The 20,395-nt window shown below is 68.2% G+C and carries 23 protein-coding genes; 7 read left to right on the forward strand and 16 right to left on the reverse strand.

Annotation, left to right across the window (positions count from 1 at the left end; genetic code table 11):
• From AB0N61_RS04835 to AB0N61_RS04850, 4 genes are read right to left on the reverse strand one after another with little or no spacing between them, the layout of a single operon-like run.
• A complete protein-coding gene (locus AB0N61_RS04835) occupies positions 1-801 on the reverse strand; it encodes an SURF1 family protein (RefSeq protein WP_363362148.1) in 801 nt (266 codons plus the stop codon).
• Between the two features lie 8 nt (positions 802-809).
• Complete coding sequence (locus tag AB0N61_RS04840) at positions 810-1,004, reverse strand: hypothetical protein (protein WP_363362150.1); 195 nt, start codon at positions 1,002-1,004, stop codon at positions 810-812.
• Positions 1,001-1,357 carry a DUF3099 domain-containing protein gene (locus AB0N61_RS04845; protein ID WP_363362152.1) on the reverse strand — a complete coding sequence of 119 codons (357 nt, stop codon included), beginning with the start codon at positions 1,355-1,357 and terminating at the stop codon, positions 1,001-1,003. Before AB0N61_RS04845 ends, AB0N61_RS04840 begins: the two co-directional genes overlap by 4 nt.
• Positions 1,358-1,408: 51 nt before the next feature.
• Entirely contained in the window at positions 1,409-1,894 is a 486-nt protein-coding gene (locus AB0N61_RS04850) for a DUF4190 domain-containing protein (protein ID WP_363362154.1), read from the reverse strand.
• Positions 1,895-2,028: 134 nt separating this feature from the next.
• Between AB0N61_RS04850 and AB0N61_RS04855 the strand changes: the two genes are divergently transcribed.
• Positions 2,029-2,736: a beta-ketoacyl-ACP reductase gene (locus AB0N61_RS04855; RefSeq protein ID WP_167942769.1), complete on the forward strand. Its 708-nt coding sequence runs from the start codon at positions 2,029-2,031 to the stop codon at positions 2,734-2,736.
• A gap of 21 nt (positions 2,737-2,757) precedes the next feature.
• Here the strand turns inward: AB0N61_RS04855 and AB0N61_RS04860 are convergent, their stop codons facing one another.
• From AB0N61_RS04860 to glgC, 3 genes are all read right to left on the reverse strand, one after another.
• A complete protein-coding gene (locus AB0N61_RS04860; protein ID WP_363362156.1) occupies positions 2,758-3,456 on the reverse strand; it encodes an alpha/beta hydrolase in 699 nt (232 codons plus the stop codon).
• 32 nt (positions 3,457-3,488) lie between these two features.
• Positions 3,489-4,124, reverse strand: a complete 636-nt coding sequence (gene serB / locus AB0N61_RS04865) for a phosphoserine phosphatase SerB (RefSeq protein ID WP_363362158.1) — start codon at positions 4,122-4,124, stop codon at positions 3,489-3,491.
• 61 nt (positions 4,125-4,185) lie between these two features.
• The gene (gene glgC, locus AB0N61_RS04870; RefSeq protein ID WP_167942772.1) at positions 4,186-5,427 is read right to left on the reverse strand and encodes a glucose-1-phosphate adenylyltransferase; all 1,242 of its coding nucleotides are present in this window, start codon (positions 5,425-5,427) and stop codon (positions 4,186-4,188) included.
• A 69-nt stretch (positions 5,428-5,496) separates the two neighbouring features.
• Here glgC and glgA point away from each other — a divergent pair, with 69 nt between their 5' ends.
• From glgA to AB0N61_RS04885, 3 genes are all read left to right on the forward strand, one after another.
• Positions 5,497-6,681, forward strand: a complete 1,185-nt coding sequence (gene glgA / locus AB0N61_RS04875; RefSeq protein WP_363362160.1) for a glycogen synthase — start codon at positions 5,497-5,499, stop codon at positions 6,679-6,681.
• 17 nt (positions 6,682-6,698) lie between these two features.
• Positions 6,699-7,484, forward strand: coding sequence for an ABC transporter ATP-binding protein (locus AB0N61_RS04880; RefSeq protein ID WP_363362162.1), 786 nt, complete (start codon positions 6,699-6,701; stop codon positions 7,482-7,484).
• Positions 7,485-7,575: 91 nt separating this feature from the next.
• Entirely contained in the window at positions 7,576-7,833 is a 258-nt protein-coding gene (locus tag AB0N61_RS04885) for a type B 50S ribosomal protein L31 (RefSeq protein WP_021200734.1), read from the forward strand.
• Positions 7,834-7,921: 88 nt separating this feature from the next.
• Here AB0N61_RS04885 and AB0N61_RS04890 read toward each other — a convergent pair whose 3' ends face one another.
• Genes AB0N61_RS04890 through AB0N61_RS04900 form a run of 3 tightly spaced genes read right to left on the reverse strand, consistent with a single transcriptional unit; the run spans position 7,922 to position 11,509 of the window.
• Entirely contained in the window at positions 7,922-8,203 is a 282-nt protein-coding gene (locus tag AB0N61_RS04890; RefSeq protein WP_167942775.1) for a hypothetical protein, read from the reverse strand.
• 53 nt (positions 8,204-8,256) lie between these two features.
• The gene (locus AB0N61_RS04895; RefSeq protein WP_167942776.1) at positions 8,257-9,504 is read right to left on the reverse strand and encodes an alpha/beta fold hydrolase; all 1,248 of its coding nucleotides are present in this window, start codon (positions 9,502-9,504) and stop codon (positions 8,257-8,259) included.
• A 1-nt stretch (position 9,505) separates the two neighbouring features.
• Positions 9,506-11,509, reverse strand: coding sequence for a DUF262 domain-containing protein (locus AB0N61_RS04900; protein ID WP_363362165.1), 2,004 nt, complete (start codon positions 11,507-11,509; stop codon positions 9,506-9,508).
• 176 nt (positions 11,510-11,685) lie between these two features.
• On the opposite strand from AB0N61_RS04900, the gene AB0N61_RS04905 reads away from it, so the two are divergent.
• Both AB0N61_RS04905 and AB0N61_RS04910 read left to right on the forward strand, forming a co-directional pair.
• Positions 11,686-12,459, forward strand: a complete 774-nt coding sequence (locus AB0N61_RS04905) for a hypothetical protein (RefSeq protein WP_060926082.1) — start codon at positions 11,686-11,688, stop codon at positions 12,457-12,459.
• Positions 12,460-12,647: 188 nt separating this feature from the next.
• Positions 12,648-13,151 carry a DUF3145 domain-containing protein gene (locus AB0N61_RS04910; RefSeq protein ID WP_042537526.1) on the forward strand — a complete coding sequence of 168 codons (504 nt, stop codon included), beginning with the start codon at positions 12,648-12,650 and terminating at the stop codon, positions 13,149-13,151.
• A 140-nt stretch (positions 13,152-13,291) separates the two neighbouring features.
• Here AB0N61_RS04910 and AB0N61_RS04915 read toward each other — a convergent pair whose 3' ends face one another.
• Complete coding sequence (locus tag AB0N61_RS04915) at positions 13,292-14,695, reverse strand: PLP-dependent aminotransferase family protein (protein ID WP_363362167.1); 1,404 nt, start codon at positions 14,693-14,695, stop codon at positions 13,292-13,294.
• Between the two features lie 95 nt (positions 14,696-14,790).
• On the opposite strand from AB0N61_RS04915, the gene AB0N61_RS04920 reads away from it, so the two are divergent.
• Complete coding sequence (locus AB0N61_RS04920; RefSeq protein ID WP_363362169.1) at positions 14,791-15,447, forward strand: hypothetical protein; 657 nt, start codon at positions 14,791-14,793, stop codon at positions 15,445-15,447.
• Positions 15,448-15,512: 65 nt separating this feature from the next.
• On the opposite strand, the gene AB0N61_RS04925 is transcribed toward AB0N61_RS04920, so the two are convergent.
• The 5 genes from AB0N61_RS04925 to AB0N61_RS04945 form a co-directional block, all read right to left on the reverse strand.
• Positions 15,513-16,751 (reverse strand): beta-ketoacyl-[acyl-carrier-protein] synthase family protein, encoded by a 1,239-nt coding sequence (locus AB0N61_RS04925; RefSeq protein WP_363362171.1) that lies wholly within the window; start codon positions 16,749-16,751, stop codon positions 15,513-15,515.
• 90 nt (positions 16,752-16,841) lie between these two features.
• Entirely contained in the window at positions 16,842-17,090 is a 249-nt protein-coding gene (locus AB0N61_RS04930; RefSeq protein ID WP_017202249.1) for an acyl carrier protein, read from the reverse strand.
• Between the two features lie 68 nt (positions 17,091-17,158).
• Positions 17,159-18,160, reverse strand: coding sequence for a beta-ketoacyl-ACP synthase III (locus tag AB0N61_RS04935; RefSeq protein WP_363362172.1), 1,002 nt, complete (start codon positions 18,158-18,160; stop codon positions 17,159-17,161).
• On the reverse strand, positions 18,157-19,077 hold the full coding sequence (locus tag AB0N61_RS04940) for an ACP S-malonyltransferase (protein WP_363362174.1): 921 nt from the start codon (positions 19,075-19,077) through the stop codon (positions 18,157-18,159). The genes AB0N61_RS04935 and AB0N61_RS04940 overlap by 4 nt, the downstream gene beginning before the upstream one ends.
• A 104-nt stretch (positions 19,078-19,181) precedes the next feature.
• A complete protein-coding gene (locus tag AB0N61_RS04945) occupies positions 19,182-20,387 on the reverse strand; it encodes a PucR family transcriptional regulator (protein ID WP_167945109.1) in 1,206 nt (401 codons plus the stop codon).
• Between the last annotated feature and the right edge of the window lie 8 nt (positions 20,388-20,395).

The following is a 20,395-nucleotide window of genomic DNA, read 5'->3' on the forward strand; positions in this document are numbered from 1 at the left end:
TCAGCGAGCGTCGAGGAGCTCGTCCTCGACATCCGCATCCCTGTCACGACGGCGCGAGGGCGTGACCTGCGCCGGCATCCCCTCGACCTCTTCGCGATGCTTCACGATCTCGGTGCGGATGATGTATCCGATGAACACGAAGCCCATCAGCGCGAACAGGATCCACTGGATCGCGTACGACAGGTGCGGGCCGGGATCGTCGGTGGGGGAGTCGAAACGACCCAGGGTGCCTTCTCCCGCTGGTTCCTCGCTGACGATCTGCCCGTAGGCGCTCGTGATCACGTCTTCGTCGACCAGCTCGGCGATCGAGGGAAGGTTGATCGTCGGCACCTGGCCTTCGGGCGCGCCCCGGCCCGACGCCGGAAGCTGCTCTCCGGGACGCAGCCGCACGATCACCTCGACCTCTCCGGAAGGAGGGTCCGGAACGGCATCGGGGGAGTCGCCGTCGCCCGGCGGCACCCAGCCACGATCGACGATGAACACACGTCCGTCGGCGTCGCGGAACGGCACCAGAACCTCGAACGCGCTGGTGCCGCCGTGGGGGCGGTTGCGTACGAGCAGCTGGTCGTCGGCCAGATACTCGCCGGTCAGCACGACGGGATGCCAGACGTCCCCGGGCTCGAGCGCGCCATCGGCGCCGATGAGGTCGGCGAGCGGGACAGGATCCGCGTCATAGTTCTTCTCGACGAGAGCGATCTGCTCGGCCCTCGCCTCGTTGCGCTCGAACTGCCAGTTCGACAGAAAGGCGCACCCGATCGCGAAACCGATGGCGATCAGCGCGTACACGGTCCATCGACCCATCCGGGCACTCACGAGGGCACACCATCTCTCACTGTCACGGGGAAGTCCCTGGCTGCCAGATAGTCGCGGAGGAACTCGACGTGCTCCTCGCACGCGAGCCAGATCTTCTCACGGTCGACGGCGTGGATCCGCGGATTGCGCCACACCACCTGCGTGGTCGCTGCGTTCCGGCATCCCGCACGCGAGCATTCCAGTTCACTCACTCGCGATCCTGGCGGCTTTCGTGGATGGTGATCACGTGGGGCGCCGGGTCGTGTTCGACCGGAAGAGTCGGAGCCGCCGCGGGCGCTTCCAGCTGCTGCACCGGAGACTCCGCTGTCGTCTCTGTGCTGTCGCTCCCCGCGTTCGCGAACACCACGGCGATGTACGGAAGGACGGCAGCCGCGAGCGCGAACACCCAGGTGTACCACCCGTAGGGCTGCACGAACATCATGAGCGCGAAGCAGACGATGCGAATCGTCATGGTGAGCGCGTACCGGCGCACGCGGTGGTCCGCCTCGTCTTTCGGCGACTGCGGAAGCGAGGTGACAGCAGGGACCAGCGGCTTGCTCTTCACGATGAGTCCAGCCTACGCCGGTGCGGGCACCACGGCGCGCCCGTCTGCCGCTCAGGACGCGAAGAGGAAGGGCAGAGTGAAGGCGCCGAAGAAGAGGAATCCGATCACCGTCAAGACGATGCCGATGACCAGGACCGCGACCATGACGTATCCCATGATCAGGCCGGCGAAGGCCATGCCGCGTCCGCCGATCATCGGGTTCGCCTTCGTCTGGCGGAGAGCCATGTGCCCCGTGATCACGGCGACGATCGAGGCGAGCAGAGGCAGCACCGCCCAGGAGAGCACGACGCCCGCGATTCCGCAGATCAACGACGTGATCGCCAATCCGCTCGAGGGGCGAGGGGCGGGGTAGACCGGTGCTGCGTAGTTCGGGTGCGCCGTGCCGGGGTGGGCCTGCGTCGGCGGCGCCGGAGGAGCGGCGGGATACGAGGGTGGCTGAGGTGCCGGCGACGCTGCCGGGTAGGGGTGCGCGGGCGGCGGCGTCGGCCGCGTCGGCTGCTGTCCGCCTGCCGGCGTGGGGTTGCTGGTGTCGCTCACGGTGGCGCCTTTCGTCGGATTCAGCGTTCCAGCCGCGGAGTCCGTCTGTCAAACGTCACCGGTCGAGCTGCGCCATCCTCGGTAGGATCGAGGACGACCAGGCCGCGACCCCAGCGGCCGGATCAGGAGTGGAAATGAGTTCTCGCGTCGTCCTCGTCACCGGCGGCAACCGCGGCATCGGCCGCGCCATCGCGGAGCGGTTCGTCCGCGACGGTTATCGCGTCGCCGTGACGGCGAGGAGCGGGGAAGGCCCCGACGGCACGCTCACGGTGCGCGCAGACGTCACGGATTCCGCGGGTCTCGACGCCGCTTTCACCGAGGTCGAGCAGCAGCTCGGGCCCGTGGAGATCGTCGTGGCCAACGCGGGCATCACCAAGGACACCCTCCTTCTGCGCATGAGCGAGGACGACTTCGACAGCGTCGTCGCCACCAATCTCGGCGGCACATTCCGGGTCGTCAAGCGCGCATCCAAGGGCATGCTGCGGGCGCGGTTCGGACGCGTCATCCTCATCTCGAGCGTCGTGGGCCTCTACGGCTCGGCGGGGCAGGTGAACTACTCCGCCTCGAAGAGCGCGCTCGTCGGCTTCGCGCGATCGCTGACCCGCGAGCTCGGCGGACGCGGGATCACGGCGAACGTCGTGGCACCGGGTTTCATCGAGACGGACATGACGGCCGAGCTTCCGGAGGAGACCCAGAAGCAGTACAAGGCCAACATCCCCGCCGGCCGTTTCGCCACGCCCGATGAGGTCGCCGGGGTGGTCACTTGGCTCGCAGGCGATGACGCCGGCTACATCTCGGGCGCGGTCATCCCCGTGGACGGCGGACTCGGGATGGGGCACTGAGCCCACCCCTGCCCTCCGCCGTCAGCGGCGGGTGACCGCGGTATCGATGAGCTCGGCCAGGCGTTCCGGGACGGAGAACTGCGGCCAGTGACCCGACCCGATGCGGATGACCTCGACGTCGTCGATCGCTCGGTACTCCTCGGCGTACGGGCCCCACTGCTCGAGCTCCGACTCAAGCGTCTCCCGATCCATGCCGCCCATGAGCAGGGTCACAGGGACCCGGTGTCGTGCCTCCGATCCGAGCTCGATCGGATCGGTGGGCACGCGTGCGGGGACGCTCCGAGCGAGCGGAGCGGTTCGGGCGCGGGTCACGTCGTCGAGGTCGTCGACATCCTCATCCGGGAAGAAGCTCCATCCCGGGAACGGGACGACACCGTCGACGACCTCGAACTCGCTGATGCCGAATCCGGAGGGCGGTGGCACCGTGTCGACGAAGATGGCCCGCGAGACGCGGTCGGGCCGTGCGTCGGCGACACCCCAGGCGACGTTGCCGCCGCCGCTGTGACCGACGACGGCCACGGGCCGCCCGATGGCGTCGACCGCGGCCACGGCGGCGTCGACCCACTCGGCGATGCCGATGTCGGAGGAATCGGCGCCAGGAAGACCCACGCCGGGCATCGTCAGGGGATGCACCGTGTGCCCCGCGCGTTCGAGGCGACCTGTCACCTCGCTCCAACTGGACGCGTCGAGCCAGAGACCGGGGATGAGGATGATGTCCATGCCCCGACGTTAGAGGCAGCCTCCGACATCCGCTAGGGGAGCAGCGGGATGACCTCGGACAGGTCCTGCGGGCCGATCACGAGACTCGCGGCCGCGCGCACGGCGGGCTTGGCGTTGAACGCGAGCCCCAGCCCGGCGACCGCCATCATCGTCAGATCGTTGGCACCGTCGCCGATTGCGATGGTGGCGTGACGGGGCACCCCGAGCTCATCCGCCCACTCCTGCAACGTCGCGGCCTTCACAGCGGCATCCACGATCTCGCCGTCGACCCGGCCGGCCAACGCGCCGTCTGCGACCTCGAGACGGTTCGCACGCCAGCGGTCGACGCCGAGCCCGGGGGCGACATCGTCGAGGATCTCGTGGAATCCGCCGGACACGACTCCGACGACTCCGCCGCGCGCGTGGATGGCCGCCGTGAGCTCGCGCACTCCCGGCGTCGGCTCGATGCGCGCGAGCACGCGGGTGAACCCCGACACCGGTACGCCTTCGAGCGCGGCGACGCGCGAGCGCAGGCTTGTGGCGAAGTCGATCTCGCCACGCATCGCGGCTTCCGTGGCCGCCTGCACCTCGGCGCCTCGGCCGACCTCGTCGGCGATCAGTTCGATCACCTCGTTGCGGATGAGGGTGGAGTCTGCATCGAGGACGACGAGGAAGCGCGCGGAAGTCACGCCTTCGAGCCTATCTACCGCTGCACGCTCCGCTGCGCAGCCGTGACTCACGGCGACGCCGTCACCTCTCGATGAACACGCCCTTGCCGACCACGGTGATGCCGGACTCGGTCACGGTGAATCCGCGAGCGAGATCGCGTTCGCGGTCGACGCCGACGGTCGCACCGTCCGCGAGGACGACGTTCTTGTCGAGGATGGCGCGATGGACTCGTGACCCCGCTCCCACCCGCACGCCGTCGAAGACGACGGAATCCGTGATGGTCGACCCACCTCCGGCGAGCGTCCACGGGCCGACGACGCTGCGCTCGAGATGAGTTCCCGAGAGGACGGATCCCAGCGAGACGATCGAGTCGATCGCATTGCCGATGCGCCCCACGGAGTCGCGCACGAACTTCGCGGGCGGCGAGTTCACGGCCTGCGAGTGGATCGGCCACTCCATGTTGTAGAGATTGAAGATCGGCAAGGTCGAGATCAGGTCCATGTGGGCGTCGAAGAAGGAGTCGATGGTACCCACGTCGCGCCAGTACGAGCGGTCGCGCGGGGACGAGCCGGGAACGTCGTTGCGCTTCATGTCGTAGTAGCCGGCCTCGCCCCGGTCGACGAAGTACGGCACGATGTCGCCGCCCATGTCGTGTCCGGAGGTCGGTGATTCGCCGTCTGCCTCGACCGCGGCGATCAGTGCATCCGCGTCGAAGATGTAGTTGCCCATCGAGGCGAGCACCTCGTGAGGCGAGTCCTCGAGGCCTGCGATGTCGGTCGGCTTCTCGAGGAACTGCTTGATTCGTCCGGACTCGGTGTCGGCGTCGATCACGCCGAACTGCGACGCCATGGCCAGCGGCTGACGGATGCCGGCGACGGTGGCTTTCGCTCCCGACTCGATGTGGGCCTCGAGCATCTGCCGGAAGTCCATGCGGTACACATGGTCGGCGCCGATCACGACGACGATGTCGGGCTTCTCGTCGTTGATGAGGTTCAGGCTCTGCAGGATCGCGTCGGCGGAGCCGGAGAACCAGCGCTTGCCGAGGCGCTGCTGTGCAGGCACCGACGTCACGTACGAGTCGAGGAGTGCCGACATGCGCCACGTCTGCGAGATGTGGCGATCGAGGCTGTGCGACTTGTACTGGGTGAGCACGACGATCTGGCGCAGCCCCGAGTTGATGAGGTTCGAGATCGCGAAATCGATCAATCGGTACTGTCCGCCGAACGGCACTGCAGGTTTCGCCCGGTCGGCCGTGAGGGGCATGAGACGCTTTCCCTCGCCGCCGGCGAGGATGATGCCGAAGATCTTCTTTGGTGCGGACATGCACCAACCATAGAGGCGATTCGGCCTGGCGAACTAGCATCTGGACAACTGAGTCACTACCGTCTAGACATGCGCGTCGAGATGATCACGAAGGAATACCCGCCGGAGATCTACGGAGGTGCGGGTGTGCACGTCGCAGAGCTCGTCGCCGCCCTCAGACAGAATATCGATGTACAGGTCAGAGCCTTCGGATCTCCCCGTGACGAAGCCGGTACTTTCGCCTATCAGACGCCCTCCGGACTCGCCTCCGCGAACGCCGCGCTGCAGACGCTCGGCACGGATCTCGAGATCGTCGCGGCGATCTCCGACGCCGACCTCGTGCACAGTCACACCTGGTACGCCAACTTCGCCGGTCACCTCGCCTCGCAGCTCCACGGCATCCCGCACGTGCTCACCGCGCACAGCCTGGAGCCGCTGCGTCCGTGGAAGGCCGAGCAGCTCGGCGGCGGATACGCGGTGTCGAGCGGGATCGAGAAGCTCGCGTACGAGAATGCCGCAGCGGTGATCGCCGTGAGCGCGGGGATGCGCGAAGACATCCTGCGGAGCTACCCGTCGGTCGACCCGACCCGCGTGCGCGTGATCCACAACGGCATCGATGTGGATCGGTGGCGTCCGGTGCAGAACCCCGCGTTCCTCGAGTCGGTCGGCATGGACCCCACTCGGCCGTCCGTCGTGTTCGTCGGCAGGATCACGCGGCAGAAAGGCCTGCCCTACCTGCTTCAGGCCGCTCGTCTGCTGCCCCCCGAGGTGCAGCTGATCCTCTGCGCCGGGGCGCCGGACACCCCCGAGATCATGGCGGAGGTGCAGGAGGGCGTGCGGCTTCTCCAGCAGACCCGCGAGGGCGTCGTCTGGATCGAGCGGATGCTCCCGCGCGACGAGCTCTCGTCGATCCTCACCGCCGCGACGACGTTCGTGTGCCCCTCGGTCTATGAGCCTCTGGGAATCGTGAACCTCGAGGCCATGGCCTGCGGCGCCGCCGTGGTCGGCACGGCGACCGGAGGCATCCCCGAGGTCGTCGACGACGGTGTGACCGGGCGGCTGGTGCCGATCGAGCAGCTGCAGGACGGCACCGGGACGCCGGTGGATCCGGAGCGCTACGTCGCCGATCTCGCGAACGTGCTCACCGAGGTGACGTCCGATCCGGACCGAGCTCGCTCCTACGGTGAAGCCGGTCGGGAGCGGGCCCGCGACGAGTTCAGCTGGGGGGCGATCGCTGACACCACGCGCGCGCTCTACGCGGAGCTGACCGCGTGAGCCGATAGGCTGGAGGCATGTCGAGCGCTCTGGAATTCACCGACGTCGTCGTGCGCCGCGAGGGGCGCAACATCATCGATCACGTGACCTGGCAGGTCGACGACGATCAGCGGTGGGTGATCCTCGGACCCAACGGCGCAGGCAAGACGACGCTGCTCCAGTTGGCGGACACGCTGATGCACCCGACCTCCGGAACCGTCACGGTGCTGGGGGAGACCCTCGGTCGCACGGATGTGTTCGAGCTGCGCCCGCGCATCGGCTTCGCGTCCTCCGCGATGGCGAAGCGCGTGCCGCGAGAGGAGACGGTCCTCAACACCGTGCTCACGGCCGCATACTCCGTGCTCGGTCGCTGGAACGAGAGCTACGAGGACATCGACGAGCGACGCGCGCTGCGCGTCCTCGGCGACTGGCGTCTCGACCACCTCGCGGACCGCACCTTCGGCACTCTGAGCGACGGAGAGCAGAAGCGCGTGCAGATCGCCCGCGCGGTGATGACCGACCCCGAGCTTCTGCTGCTCGACGAACCGACCGCGTCGCTCGACCTCGGTTCCCGTGAGGAGCTCCTCGCACTCCTGAGCGGGTACGCGTCGTCGCCGACGACACCGGCGATGCTGATGGTCACGCACCACGTCGAGGAGATCCCCGTCGGGTTCACCCATGTGCTGCTGATGCGCGAGGGTCGCATCGTGGCCGCAGGACCCGTCGCGGAGACGCTCACCGCCGACGCGCTCACCGAGACGTTCGGCATGCCGATCGTCCTCAGCAGCGAAGAGGGCCGCTACGCGGCTCGCGCGGCATCCTGACGCGCATCTGATAGAATCGATCCTTGGTGCTTTCTGCACCGCAGACTTCCCTCGTCCCTGGCACAATCCAGGGCAGCAACTAAGGAATCCCATGAAGACTGACATTCACCCCGAGTACAAGGCTGTCGTGTTCCGCGACCTGGGTTCGGGCGAGACGTTCCTCACCCGTTCGACCGTGTCCAGCGACAAGACCATCGAGCTGGACGGCGTCGAGTACCCCGTCATCGACGTCGAGATCTCCTCGGCCTCGCACCCGTTCTACACGGGCAAGCAGCGCATCATGGACTCGGCCGGTCGTGTCGAGAAGTTCAACCAGCGCTTCAAGGGCTTCGGCGGATCGTCCAAGTAACGACCACCGCAATCGAAGGCCCCGTGTTCCTCGGAACACGGGGCCTTCGTCGTCTGCTCTGACTGCGAGCTCGGCGGGATCGCGCCGGTCAGACGTCGATGACGATGCGCTCTCCGTCGATGCGACCCAGCGGGTCGCCGGGCGCCGGTGCGGGGGCGGTGCGCTGAGTCTGACGGTCGCGCTCCGCGCCGGCCTCGTGCGCCGACGGCATCCAGACGGCGTCGAAGGATCCGCCGAGTCCGCCGCCCGCGCTCTCGTACTTCTTCTCGAGCGGCGTCCGGGCATAGATCGCGACGATCACCACCACGACCACGGTGGCGACCACGAGGAGTAGCGCGATCGTCAGCAGGGTTCCGAGAGCGTCGGCCATGACTCCAGGCTAGGTGCAACGCCTCGCCTCGGCATCCGCCTGCAGACGGATACTCAACGGATGCGTCGACCCTGTGCGAGGTCGATGAGGTGCGTCAGCACGGGTCCCGAGCGCAGGCCGTTGTGCTCGTGCTCGCTCGTCACCCAGAGCTTGACATCCGGCAGCAGGCGCGCGGTCTCGAGGGAGTACTCCAGTGGCACGTAGACGTCGTTCACGTACACGGCCGCCGCTCCTGTCGCGCGCGAGGCGGAGATGGCGACCTGGTCGTAGATGCGGGGCCACTCGACGTCCGCCAGCGCGAGCGTTACGTCCCGCCACGGCTGGAAGGCAGGCACGGTCTCGGTCCACTCGCGACGGATGTGCTCTCCGGTGAAGAGCGTGACGTCGTCGCGGAAGTCCTGGGGCTCCGTGCGCTCGGCCGACCAGCGGGTCGCGTGTCCGCTGGCGTAGCTCGACTCGTGGAAGGCGAAATAGAGCGGATTGCGTCCGTTGAAGGGCATCGCGTGCATGAGGTCGTGTCGGAAAGCGTTCGACGAGGGATCGCGCTCGAGGATCGACCACAGGGTCTGCCACCCGTCGTTCGTGCCGAGCGCCGAGCCCACCGAACGCAGACGCGACGGCGACACCACCTCTCCGTCGGGGAGCACGATGTCGCCTGCCGCCGACCGATCGACCAGACGCCGCATGGTGTCGCGGTGTTGGGGGAATCGCCGGTAGTACTGCTCGGAGGCCACGCGCATCTTGTCGTAGCAGAGGGCGTAGACGTCGTCGGGGTGCCGATCGACCGTGCTGAGCCCGCCCGTGATGAAGACGTCGGCGAGCGAGTCGGAGTCGGTCGACAGATACGCCAGAGTCGTGAATCCGCCGAACGACTGGCCGAGCACGCTCCAGGTCTCGGCGCTCAGGTGCTCGCGCATCGCCTCGCAGTCGCGGACGATCGAGTCTGCACGCAGATGGGTCAGGTACTCGGCCACGGCGTCGGAGCCGCGCTCGAGGTCTGCGTCCCCCACCGGCGTGGAGAGTCCGGTGCCGCGCTGATCGAGCATCACGACGCGGTAGTGCGCGAGCGCTTCATCGAGCCAGGCGGGGGAGGAGGATGCATGGAAGGGGCGAGGCGCCTCGTGGCCGGGGCCACCCTGGAGGTAGACGAGGTAGGGAAGCCGCTCGCCTCCCTCACGCGTGACCACGCGGGCGAAGATGTCGATCGTGCGGGTGTCCGTGTCGTCGCTCCAGACGAGCGGCACGGTCAGCGTGTGCTCCTCGATCGTGAGATCGACGAGGCGATGGATGGTGGTCGTCATGTCACATCACATTCCCGATGTAGGAGTACTTGACGAAGACCTCGGAGGCAATGTCCGCCTCATGGAGCACGCCCTGCACTGCGTTCATCATGTAGTTCGAATCCCACCCCATGTAGAGGTGGTGCGTCTCGTCGAGCTGGTCCCACTGGCCCTTCCAGGCCATCGTGTCGTAGATCGGGCCACCATGGGCGGCGCAGTACGACACAGCGGCATCGCGGGTGTCGGTCCAGGCACGACGGAAGACGCGGTTGAAGAGGTGCTTGACGTCGAAGACCTCCCATCGCTCTCCGCGGTATTCGACGTACTCGAACTCGCGTTCCCATCCTGCGGGCCATCCGCGCCGGCGGACGGCATCGAGGATGGGGGTGAGGCCGTCGTCGTCGATCTCGGGCAGTGCGGGCCGGGCCCAGATCCGCAGCAGGTCGGCGGTCAGCCGGATCGTGCGCTGCGAGATCGCTGCGGTGCCCCAGGTCTCGGTCGTCGCCAGCGCCCTCGTCTCGGCGATCGCGCTGCGCGCATACGCGGCGTCACGCTTGACCGCATACGACTCGCCGAAGACCCGCTCCGCGAGGTGCTGCTCGAGGAGCGTGAGGTTGCCGAGCGTCGGCGCGAGAGCACGATGCGCGTTCCGCTCGTCATCCGAGTAGTCGATCCACTCGCGCACGCCGTCGCCGGACCAGCTGTCGCTGGGCACCGTGGGCACGATGTGCTCGACATCGACGTCGATCGGGTTGTCGACACCCTCGATGCGCCCGAGTACGTATGCCGGATGTGCGAGCTCGCTGTACTTCAGTACCGCACTCACCCGTTCGTCCGACGGGGTGATGCGGGCGAAGGCGCGTGCAAGGACGTCGCGCCCGTGCACCCGCGCTCGACACAGACGCGCGACCAGGCGCTCGTTCGGGAGGTTGACGAGGGTCCTGCGCAGATACATCGCCTGGATCCACTCAAGGGTCTCGACGAGTTCATCCCGTTCGATCAGACCGCGAGCGTGCTCGCTGTAGACGCTGAGGACCAGCGGATACGAGGCCCGGCCGAAGGTGTTGACGAATCGCAGCTGGCGGCCGATCTCGGGATCCTGCTCGCGTGACGGATCCAGCAGGATGCCGTAGATCTCCGCATAGTGGCGCCAGACCTCGGCATCCGCCTGCAGGTGCTCGAGGTCGACGCGGGGGAAGGACTGCCGGAACGCGCTGTAGACGCCGTGCTCGCCGTTGGCTGCGACCTCGCGACCCGTGGTCATCACGAGATAGTGGCGCCAGAAGGCACCGATGGCCTCACCGGTGTGCTGCTCGATCGGCAGCCAGAACCGCTCCTCCACCTCGAGCTGCTCGGTGTGGGTCAGGCCCATGAGCATGTAGTTGTGGATGAGCTCGTGGTCGCGCAGCGGCTCGCCCGTCGAGTTCAGGCTCGCGAAGATCTGCTGGGCGTTCGCATCGGCACCGAGGGTGATCGACACGTGCTCGAGCTTCTGCAGCCCGCTCCAGATCGTCGACGCCTCCTCGGCGTGCACCTGGCTGCGGAAGAACGCGTAGTTGTCATCGAATCGCGACTCGCGCTCGGGGTGGCCGTCGCGACCGAGCACCACGGACTCGTACAGTTCGGCCCACGCGTCATGCGGGCGCAGCTTGGTGCGCGAAGGATCGTCGCGACGCACGAGCACGCGATCGAGCTCGGCGGCGAGCGCGGGGTCGGTCTCGTGAACCGCATGCCGAAGGGCTGCGACCAGCAGCATAAGCGTCGTGATGCGCTGCTGGCCGTCGATCAGGACGAGGTCGGTGTCGGCCTCGCTGTCGTCGGACGCAGAGAGGATCGACCCGATGAAGTGCCGGTGCGACGAGTCCTCGCGGGCGACCGCCCGGATGTCCGAGAGGAGCTGTTCGCACCCGCCGATGTCCCACCGATACTGGCGCTGGTACACCGGCACGACGATGGTCGTGGAGTCCTCTGCGAGCCACTCGATCGTGTTGACAGCTGTCGCCTCGACGTTGGTCGCAGTGCTCATGCTGGTGTCTCGTCCTCCCGTAACGCCGGGCGCCGAGGAGTCGCCAGGCGCCCGGATCAGTCTATTCGCTTATTCACGGCGGCCCTCGGCGGCGCTCCAGAGCTCCCCTGTTAGGCTTGCCTTATCAGGGCCTGTTAAAACGTGCTGGCCCCCGATGAAGGGACATGACCTCGATCATGGGATACATCAAATCGAAGGCGCTCGAAGACAAGGGCTTCGTCGTGCTCGACAGCTACGACCAGGAGCTCGACCCCAAGGAGTGGCTCGACATCGAGTACAACGACTGGAAGTCGTCGGGCGACACCCGCTTCGCGCCTCTCGCCAGCGCCAAGGGCGAGATCGAGTGCAACGGCTTCTGGAACCACAAGCCGCCGCGCACCGACAAGGACGGCGTCTGGATCGACTCGCAGACGGCGAAGGCCCCCAACCTCACGCGCCGCGCGCAGGAGCCCGGAGCCAACGTCGGTCGCTGCCGCGTCATCGAGCTGCAGCCGACCCCGTACGGCGAGTGCCTGTACAACCTCCACCAGGACGACAACAACCGCCTGAACCCGGACGGCACCGGCTGGGTCGTGCGCGGCTTCTTCAACCTCAGCGACGACAAGGACAGCTTCTTCGTCCTGCGCGAGAACCGCACCGACCCGAGCATCGAGTACCGCATCGCTCTGCCCGCCGGCGCACAGCTGATCGTCGACACGCAGCGCCTGTGGCACGCCGCGACCCACGTGGGCACCGAGCCGCGCTACTGCCTCATCACGTCGTGGACGTCTGGCCCCGAGCTCGACGCCTACATCGAGAAGTACCACGGGACGCAGGATGTGCCGAACGTCGAGGTGCCGCAGGATGTGCTCGAGGCCGGCTACGCAGAGCAGGCTCGCCGCGACGCCGCCCGTGCCGCGTACTACGCCGCCAAGGGCCAGCAGGTGAAGCAGGCCATGAGCGAGGCCTGAGCCTCATCCGATTGAGGACCCTCCTGGGTCCGAAGGCCCCGGTCGTCTCGACCGGGGCCTTCTTCGTGGAATCACATGCTTGTGATTTGGCCAGGTCTGGGCGAGAATAGCCCCATAACCGCATATTCACGCCAGTTCTCGGTGTTTCAGGTCGTTGGGGAAGACGCACCTGATGAAACGGAGAGATCATGGCGACGGCTTACGCACGCGGAGTGGTGTTCATCCACTCTGCACCTCGCGCGCTCTGCCCGCACCTGGAATGGGCGGTCGGACGCGCTATCGGTCGTGCGGTGAACTTCGACTGGAGCGATCAGCCCGTGCTCGACGGAGCACGCCGCGCTGAGTTCTACTGGGACGGTCCGGTCGGCACGGGCGCCGCTCTGGCGACCGCGATCCGAGGCTGGGAGCACCTGCGCTTCGAGGTGACGGAGGATCCCACGCCGCGCAGCGACGGAGGACGCTGGCTGCACACGCCGGACCTCGGCATCCACTATGCGCAGACGGACGCCGCCGGCAACATCGTGGTCGGCGAGGACCGCATCCGCTACGCGATGGAGATCGCTGCCGGGAGCGCGACCGAGTTGCAGCGCGAGCTCGACATCGCGCTCGGCTCGGCCTGGGACGAAGAGCTGGAGCCTTTCCGCCACGCGAGCGACGACGCGCGGGTGGTGTGGTTGCACAAGGTCGGCTGAGCAACCCGACCACAGACCTGGAACGAGGAGGCGTGAGTATCGGAGGCCGGTGAGTGATCCCGGACCCCGAGAAGGCGAATCCCCGTTCCATACATGACGAGGACCCCGCCCCTGGACAACAGGGACGGGGTCCTCGCCCGTCAGATCACCGCCGAGCGGACCGTCTCGGCGCGGGCCGTGGTCCCGCCGGACATCACATCGCCCCACGCGAGCCGCAGGCGCTCCATCGCCTCCGCGGTCCGCTCAGGCGGCAGGGTGATCGGGATGCGCAGGCGCCGCTCGAGCACGCCCCCGGTGGAGAAGCGTGGACCCGGGGGCAGGATCAGTCCGTGCGCGCGAGCCGCCAGTGACAACTCCGTCGACACCGGCGCACCGAGATCGAGCCAGGCGGACAGACCGCCGCTCGTCTGGGGCATCGCGAGACTTCCGAGGGAGACGAGTCCTGTCGCAACGGCCTCTCGACCTGCGCGCAGGCGCGACGCGACGTGCGAGGTGAGAGCGGGCATCTCGCGGAGGAGCTCGACGGCGATGCACTGCTCGAGCAGCGCCGTGCCGAGCTCGAAGGATGGGCGCACGGCGAGCAGGCGAGCGATCACCGTGCGGTCGGCACGGATCCAGCCGATGCGCATGCCTCCCCAGGCGATCTTCGACATCGATCCGACGGTGATCACGTGCGGCCCGAACGCCGCGAAAGGACGTGGAGCCCATCCTCGATCGATGTCGAGCTCCGCGGTGGTCTCGTCGACCACGACAGTCGTCCCGGCGCTCCGGGCCGTCGCCGCGATGCGTGACCGCTTCTCGTCGGAGAGGGTGGCGCCGGTGGGGTTGTGGAAGTCGGGGACGAGATACGCCAGGTGGGGACGGCTGCGCAGGAGCGTGTCGGTGAGGTGGCGCTCATCCCACCCGGTCACCTCCACCGGAGTCGGCAGAAGCCGGTAGCCGTGGCGATGGAGCGCCTCGAGGGCGTGGGGGAAGGTGGGCTGTTCGACGAGCGCGCGCTCACCGCGTCGGCCGATGGTCGCGAGCACCAGGTTGAACGCGTTGAGAGCGCCGGACGTGATCATGATCTCGTCGGCATGGGTCTGCAGCCCGCGCTGGGTGAAGCGGTCGGCGACCGCGCGACGCAGCTCGGGGAGGCCCTGCAGCGAGTAGCCGCTCGTGCCGCGCAGGGCGGCCAGACGGGGGAGCGATCGCACCGTCGCGTCGTACAGCCCCGGCGTCGAGTCCATCGAGGCGATAGACAGGTCGATCGCCGTGCCGTCGGCCTCCGGGGCGTCCGGCGCCGCGGTGCTCGGGAGAGTCACGCGAGTGCTGCCCCCGTGCAGGCGCGTGACGTAGCCGTCAGCCTCGAGGAGCCCGTAGACGCGGGTGGTGGTGGAGCGAGACCGTCTCAGCTCGAGGGCGAGTGCACGCTCGGAGGGGAGCCGCTCGCCCACGGTCAGCCGGCCGTCGAGGATCAGCGCGCGGATCTGCTCGGCGAGTGCCTTAGCGGTCGCGCCGGCGACGTTGTGTGCGCCGAGCTGATGGACGAGTCGCGAGGTCATGCCTCCAGCATGCCGCAAAGTGGCCTGAGGAAAGCAGGCCACTTCTCGTCGAGTGGTCACGCGGGCCGCAGATGCCGCGGGTGCACGATGGACTCATGCAGCTCCGTTCCGTCTTCCTCCCCATCGCCGCCGTCAGCCGCCGTGACGTCGTCGAGCGCATTATCCAGCTGCTCGTCGGTCTGTTCCTCTACGGGGTCGCACTCGGTCTGATGGTGCGCGGGGGCATCGGCGTCGCGCCCTGGGACGTGCTCGCACTCGGCATCGCGGGCAACGCGGGCATCGGCTACGGGGTGGTGACGGTGCTCGTCTCGGTGCTGGTGCTGCTCCTGTGGATCCCGCTCCGTCAGCGGGTCGGTCTGGGCACGCTGCTCAACGCCCTGCTCGTGGGACCCAGCGCAGACCTCGCCCTGTTCGTCCTCCCTGCGCCGCCGTCGATCTGGGTGGGCGCCCCGATGTTCGTCGCGGGCCTGCTGCTGCTCGCGTTCGCGACCGGCCTCTACATCGCGGCGGACTTCGGCCCGGGACCGCGGGACGGTCTCATGACCGGGCTCGTCGGCCGGACCGGGTGGTCCGTCTGGCTCGTGCGGACGCTCATCGAGGGCAGCGTGCTGCTGATCGGGTTCCTGCTGGGAGGTCCGGTCGGCGTGGGCACGGTGCTCTTCGCGTTCGGAGTCGGTCCGCTGATCGGCTGGTTCCTGCCCTGGACCACGCGGATGCGCGCAGCACGGTCGCGGCAGCTCGCTCGAACGTAGTCCTCCCCGCACACGAGAACGGCCCCCGGGATCACCCAGGGGCCGTTCTCGTCGGTGTCTGGATCTCAGTCGGCGCTCGCGAACACGGCGACGGCGTTGTGCCCGCCGAATCCGAACGAGTTGCTGATCGCGTACAGCGGACCGTCGCCGAGGGGCTGCGCCTCACCCGAGAGCTTGAACGGCACCGCGGGGTCGGGCTCGGTGATGTTGATGGTCGGCGGAGCGACGCGGTCGCGCAGCGCGAGGAGCGAGAAGATCGCCTCGAGGGCACCGGTGCCTCCGAGCAGGTGCCCGGTCGATGCCTTGGTCGCCGAGACCGGAATCTCGTCGATCCGGTCGCCGAAGACCTTCTTGAGTGCGACGTACTCGTTGGGGTCGCCCACCGGGGTCGACGTCGCGTGCGCGTTGATGTGGGCGACCTGGTCGGCGCTGATGCCGGCCTCGTCGAGGGCCTGGACGACAGCGCGCGCCGCGCCGTTGCCCTCGGGGTCGTTGCCGGTGATGTGGTACGCGTCGGCGGTGACGCCGCCGCCGAGCACGTAGCCGTAGATCTTCGCGCCGCGAGCCTGGGCGTGCTCCTCGGTCTCGAGGATCAGCGCGGCCGCTCCCTCACCCATCACGAAGCCGTCGCGGTCGATCGCGCCGGGGCGCGAGGCCGTGGCCGGGTCGTCGTTGCGGCGCGAGAGGGCCTGAGCGGAGGCGAACGACGCCATCGTGATCGGGTGGATGGCGGATTCGGTGCCGCCTGCGATCACGACGTCGGCGAGGCCCTCCTGCAGGTGGTGGAAGGCATGGATGATCGACTCGGTGCTCGAGGCGCAGGCGCTCACAACAGTCTGCGCGTAGGCGCGGGCCTGGAACTGCAGCGAGAGGTTCCCGGCGGCCGCGTTCGGCATCAGCATCGGGACGGTGAGGGGCATCACGCGACGCGGCCCCTTCTCACGCAGGGTGTCCCAGGCGTCGAGGAGGGTCCAGAGGCCGCCGATGCCGGTGGCGAAGTCGACACCGAGGCGCTCGGGTGCGACCTCGGGCGATCCGGCATCCGCCCACGCCTCGCGCGCCGCGATGAGCGCGAACTGCGACGACGGGTCGAGCCGCTTCGCCTCGTGGCGGGGCAGGACCTCTTCGGGGCGGACGATCGCCTCGGCGGCGAAGGTCACGGGGAGTTCGTACTGCTGCACCCAGTCGTGCTCGAGAGTGCGGGTGCCGGACTTCCCTGCGAGCAGGTTCGTCCAGTTCTCGGGAGCTGTCCCGCCGATGGCGGACGTGGCGCCGATGCCGGTGACGACGATGCGCTTGGTCATGTGTGGTTCCTTGTCAGGCGGGTCGAGCAGAGGGCGTGCAAGCCGGAGGATGCCACTCCCCGCGAGTGCGGGGGTGGCATCCTGCGTGGATTACTCCTGGCCCGCGACGATGAAGTTGACGGCGTCGCCGACGGTCTTGAGGTTCTTGACCTCGTCGTCGGGGATGGTGACGCCGAACTTCTCCTCGGCGTTGACGACGATCGTCATCATCGAGATCGAGTCGATGTCGAGGTCGTCCGTGAACGACTTCTCGAGGGCGACCTCGGAGGCGTTGATGCCGGTCTCGTCGGTGATCAGCTCTGCGAGGCCAGCGAGGACCTCATCGTTGGTGAAAGCCATGTGGTCTTCCTCTTTCTTACGGGTTGTATTCGGAACCGTGGAACAGTCTAGGGAAAATCGGCGGGTTCTCAGGGAAGAACGACGACCTGGGCGGCAAACACGAGGCCCGCGCCGAAGCCGATCTGCAGCGCGAGGCCGCCCGAGAGCTCGGGATGCTCCGCCATCAGCCGGTGGGTGGCGAGCGGGATCGAGGCCGCCGAGGTGTTGCCTGTCGTCTCGATGTCCCGAGCGATGACCGTGGTCTCGGGCAGCTTCAGCTGCTTGGCGAACTCGTCGATGATGCGCATGTTCGCCTGGTGCGGGATGAACGCGGCGATGTCCGTCGGCTCGACACCGGCTTTCTCGAGCGCCTCACGCGCGACCTTCGCCATCTCCCACACCGCCCAGCGGAAGACCGTCTGGCCCTCCTGGCGAAGGGTCGGCCACGGCACCTCGCCGTCGCGGAACTCGGTGAGGGTCGCGTTCATGCCGACGGCGTCGGCCTTCGACCCGTCGGATCCCCACACGGCGGGGGCGATACCCGGCGTGTCGCTGGGGCCGATGAGTGCGGCTCCTGCGCCGTCGCCCAACAGGAACGAGATGCTGCGGTCGGTCGGGTCGACCACATCGGACAGCTTCTCGGTTCCGATCACGAGCGCGTAGCGAGCAGCCCCGGCCCTGATCAGCGCGTCAGCCTGGGTGATCGCGTAGGCGTAGCCGGCGCAGGCAGCGTTGACGTCGTAGGCGGCAGCGGGGTTCGCACCGACGCGGTCGGCGACGATCGCCGACACCGACGGGGACTGCTTCGGGTTGCTGATGGTGGCGACGATCACGAGGTCGATCTGGTCGGCGGCGACGCCCGACTTCTCGATGGCCTCGGCAGCGGCGATCGCGGCGAGATCGATCGCGTCCGTGCCCTTGTCGGCGCGGGCACGCGTCACGATGCCGGTGCGCTGGCGGATCCACTCGTCGCTCGAGTCGATGGGACCGATGAGGTCGTCGTTCGGCACGGCGTTCTCGCCGCGCGCTGCGCCGAAGGAGTAGATGCGGGTATAGGCGGGACCGGTGACCTGGTTCAGGGTGGGGCTCATGCGGCTTCTCCGTTCAGCAGCGCGACGGCTGCGTCGAGATCATCGGGGGTCTTCACGGCGACGGTCGGCACGCCGCGCAGGCCGCGCTTGGCGAGGCCTGTCAGTGCACCCGCCGGCGCGAGTTCGATCAGGCCGGTGATGCCCTGATCGGCGAACGACGCCATGCACAGGTCCCAGCGCACGGGCGACGACACCTGGTCGACGAGGTAGGTCAGAGCCTGGGAGCCGTCGCTCACGACGGAGCCGTCGCGGTTCGTCCACAGCGTGATGTCGGGGTCTGAGGGAGTCACGGTCGACACGGCGGCACGCAGTGCGGCGACGGCCGATCCCATGAACGACGTGTGGAACGCGCCGGCGACCTGCAGGGGGATGACGCGCGTGCCCTTGACGGGCTCGGAGGCCAGAGCGTCGAGCCCGGCCAGCTCACCCGCCACGACGAGCTGACCGCCGCCGTTGTAGTTCGCGGGGGAGAGGCCGAGCTCGCTCAGTCGGCTGAGGACGGCCTCCTCGTCTCCACCGAGCACGGCGCTCATGCCGGTCGGGGTCTGCGCGGCGGCATCCGCCATCGCACGACCGCGGATGCCGACGAGGCGCATGCCGGTCTCGGCATCGATCACGCCGGCGGCGACGAGCGCGGCGATCTCGCCGACCGAGTGTCCGGCGACGCCGTCTGCCCGACGGCCCGCGCGAGCGGTGAGCGCGGTTGCGGCGATGAGAGAGGCCGCGACGATGAGGGGCTGCGCGACTCGGGTGTCGCGGATGGTGTCAGCGTCTGACACCGTCCCGTGCTGCTCGAGGTCGACCTCGGCGGACTCGGAGTACGCGGCGAGAGTCTCCGCCACACCGTCCAGCTCGAGCCAGGGAGAGAGGAAACCGGGGGTCTGCGAGCCCTGTCCGGGGCATACGACGACAATCACCACCCCAGTCTGCCAACGATCCGCCGGAAGTGGTGGATGATCCATCACAAGATTCCCAAGAACCCTTGTGTGTGGCGTACAGAGGAACGCGCTATCGGTGAACCTCAGCGGGAGGGTCGCCGCAGCGGCGGGCGACGTCGAACCTGATCGGCGGCGCCGATCGAACCGAGGATGAGCGCCGTCTGCAGGATCAGGGCCTCGCGCGGACCCGTCGCATCCCAGCCGATCACCTCGCTGACGCGCTTCAAGCGGTAGCGCACCGTGTTCGGGTGCACGAAGAGCTCGCGAGCGGTGGCCTCGAGCGATCGGCCGTTGTCGAGGTAGCTCCAGAGCGTCGTGACCAGGTCTGTCGAATGCGCCTGCAGAGGCCGGTAGATGCGCTCGATCAGAGTCTGTTTGGCGAGCGGATCACCGGCGAGGGCACGTTCGGGGAGCAGATCGTCGGCGTCGACGGGTCGGGGAGCGCTCCGCCACGCCCGTGCCACGGCGAAACCGGCGAGGGCGGCTCGAGCGCTCTGGCTCGCATCGACGAGTGCGGCGACCGCGGGCCCGAGCACGACGTAGCCCGGGCCGAAGGAGGGCTCGAGGCGCGCGGCGATCTCTTCGAAGCCGAGTTCCTCCTCTTCGCCCTCTGCGAGTTCCTGGCCGGCGGCGCGCGCCCGACCGATCACGAGCACGAGACGCGAGCCCTGCACGCCGATCAGCACGTCGACGGCGAGCTTGCGAGCCGTGCGACGCACCAGATCGACATCGAACTGCGGGGGAGTCGTGCCGACCAGCACCGCGACCTCACCGTGTCCGTGCCAGCCCAGAGCTGCGATCCGACTCGGCAGCTCCTCGTCGGCCTCGCCGGTGAGGATCGAGTCGACGACGAGTGCCTCGAGCCTGGCATCCCACAGGCCGCGGGCCTCAGCGGCACGTGCGTAGACGTCGGCGGCAGCGAAGGCGACGTCGCGGGAGTAGAGGAGGATCGCCTCGCGAAGGTCGGCCCCGCGACCTGCGACCCGCTCTTCCGTCACCTCGACGGTGACGCGGATCAGCTGCAGGGTCTGCTGCAGACTGACGCTGCGGAGCAGCTCGCGCGGTGCCGCCGCGAAGATGTCGGCGGCGATCCACGGCGTCGACGTCGGATCCTCGTACCACTGGATGAACGAGGTGATGCCCGCCTGAGCCACCAGCCCCACCGCAGAGCGGCGGGCTGGTGGCATGTCGGCGTACCACGGCAGGGTGTCCTCGAGGCGCTTGATCGTCACCGAGGCGATGTCACCGGAGATCCGGCGCAGCCAGGTGAGCGTGGCGGATTTGTCCATGCCGCGCG

It is taken from the genome of Microbacterium sp. NPDC089320 (genome assembly GCF_040684875.1).
In the GTDB taxonomy this organism is placed as follows: Bacteria; Actinomycetota; Actinomycetes; order Actinomycetales; family Microbacteriaceae; genus Microbacterium.

Excerpts from the sequence above, each read along its gene's own strand:
- AB0N61_RS04835 (WP_363362148.1), bottom strand. The coding sequence starts at position 801 with ATGGGTCGATGGACCGTGTACGCGCTGATCGCCATCGGTTTCGCGATC.
- AB0N61_RS04855 (WP_167942769.1), top strand. The coding sequence starts at position 2,029 with ATGAGTTCTCGCGTCGTCCTCGTCACCGGCGGCAACCGCGGCATCGGC.
- AB0N61_RS04860 (WP_363362156.1), bottom strand. The coding sequence starts at position 3,456 with ATGGACATCATCCTCATCCCCGGTCTCTGGCTCGACGCGTCCAGTTGG.
- glgC (WP_167942772.1), bottom strand. The coding sequence starts at position 5,427 with ATGTCCGCACCAAAGAAGATCTTCGGCATCATCCTCGCCGGCGGCGAG.
- glgA (WP_363362160.1), top strand. The coding sequence starts at position 5,497 with ATGCGCGTCGAGATGATCACGAAGGAATACCCGCCGGAGATCTACGGA.
- AB0N61_RS04880 (WP_363362162.1), top strand. The coding sequence starts at position 6,699 with ATGTCGAGCGCTCTGGAATTCACCGACGTCGTCGTGCGCCGCGAGGGG.
- AB0N61_RS04885 (WP_021200734.1), top strand. The coding sequence starts at position 7,576 with ATGAAGACTGACATTCACCCCGAGTACAAGGCTGTCGTGTTCCGCGAC.
- AB0N61_RS04890 (WP_167942775.1), bottom strand. The coding sequence starts at position 8,203 with ATGGCCGACGCTCTCGGAACCCTGCTGACGATCGCGCTACTCCTCGTG.
- AB0N61_RS04895 (WP_167942776.1), bottom strand. The coding sequence starts at position 9,504 with ATGACGACCACCATCCATCGCCTCGTCGATCTCACGATCGAGGAGCAC.
- AB0N61_RS04900 (WP_363362165.1), bottom strand. The coding sequence starts at position 11,509 with ATGAGCACTGCGACCAACGTCGAGGCGACAGCTGTCAACACGATCGAG.
- AB0N61_RS04905 (WP_060926082.1), top strand. The coding sequence starts at position 11,686 with ATGGGATACATCAAATCGAAGGCGCTCGAAGACAAGGGCTTCGTCGTG.
- AB0N61_RS04910 (WP_042537526.1), top strand. The coding sequence starts at position 12,648 with ATGGCGACGGCTTACGCACGCGGAGTGGTGTTCATCCACTCTGCACCT.
- AB0N61_RS04915 (WP_363362167.1), bottom strand. The coding sequence starts at position 14,695 with ATGACCTCGCGACTCGTCCATCAGCTCGGCGCACACAACGTCGCCGGC.
- AB0N61_RS04920 (WP_363362169.1), top strand. The coding sequence starts at position 14,791 with ATGCAGCTCCGTTCCGTCTTCCTCCCCATCGCCGCCGTCAGCCGCCGT.
- AB0N61_RS04925 (WP_363362171.1), bottom strand. The coding sequence starts at position 16,751 with ATGACCAAGCGCATCGTCGTCACCGGCATCGGCGCCACGTCCGCCATC.
- AB0N61_RS04930 (WP_017202249.1), bottom strand. The coding sequence starts at position 17,090 with ATGGCTTTCACCAACGATGAGGTCCTCGCTGGCCTCGCAGAGCTGATC.
- AB0N61_RS04935 (WP_363362172.1), bottom strand. The coding sequence starts at position 18,160 with ATGAGCCCCACCCTGAACCAGGTCACCGGTCCCGCCTATACCCGCATC.
- AB0N61_RS04945 (WP_167945109.1), bottom strand. The coding sequence starts at position 20,387 with ATGGACAAATCCGCCACGCTCACCTGGCTGCGCCGGATCTCCGGTGAC.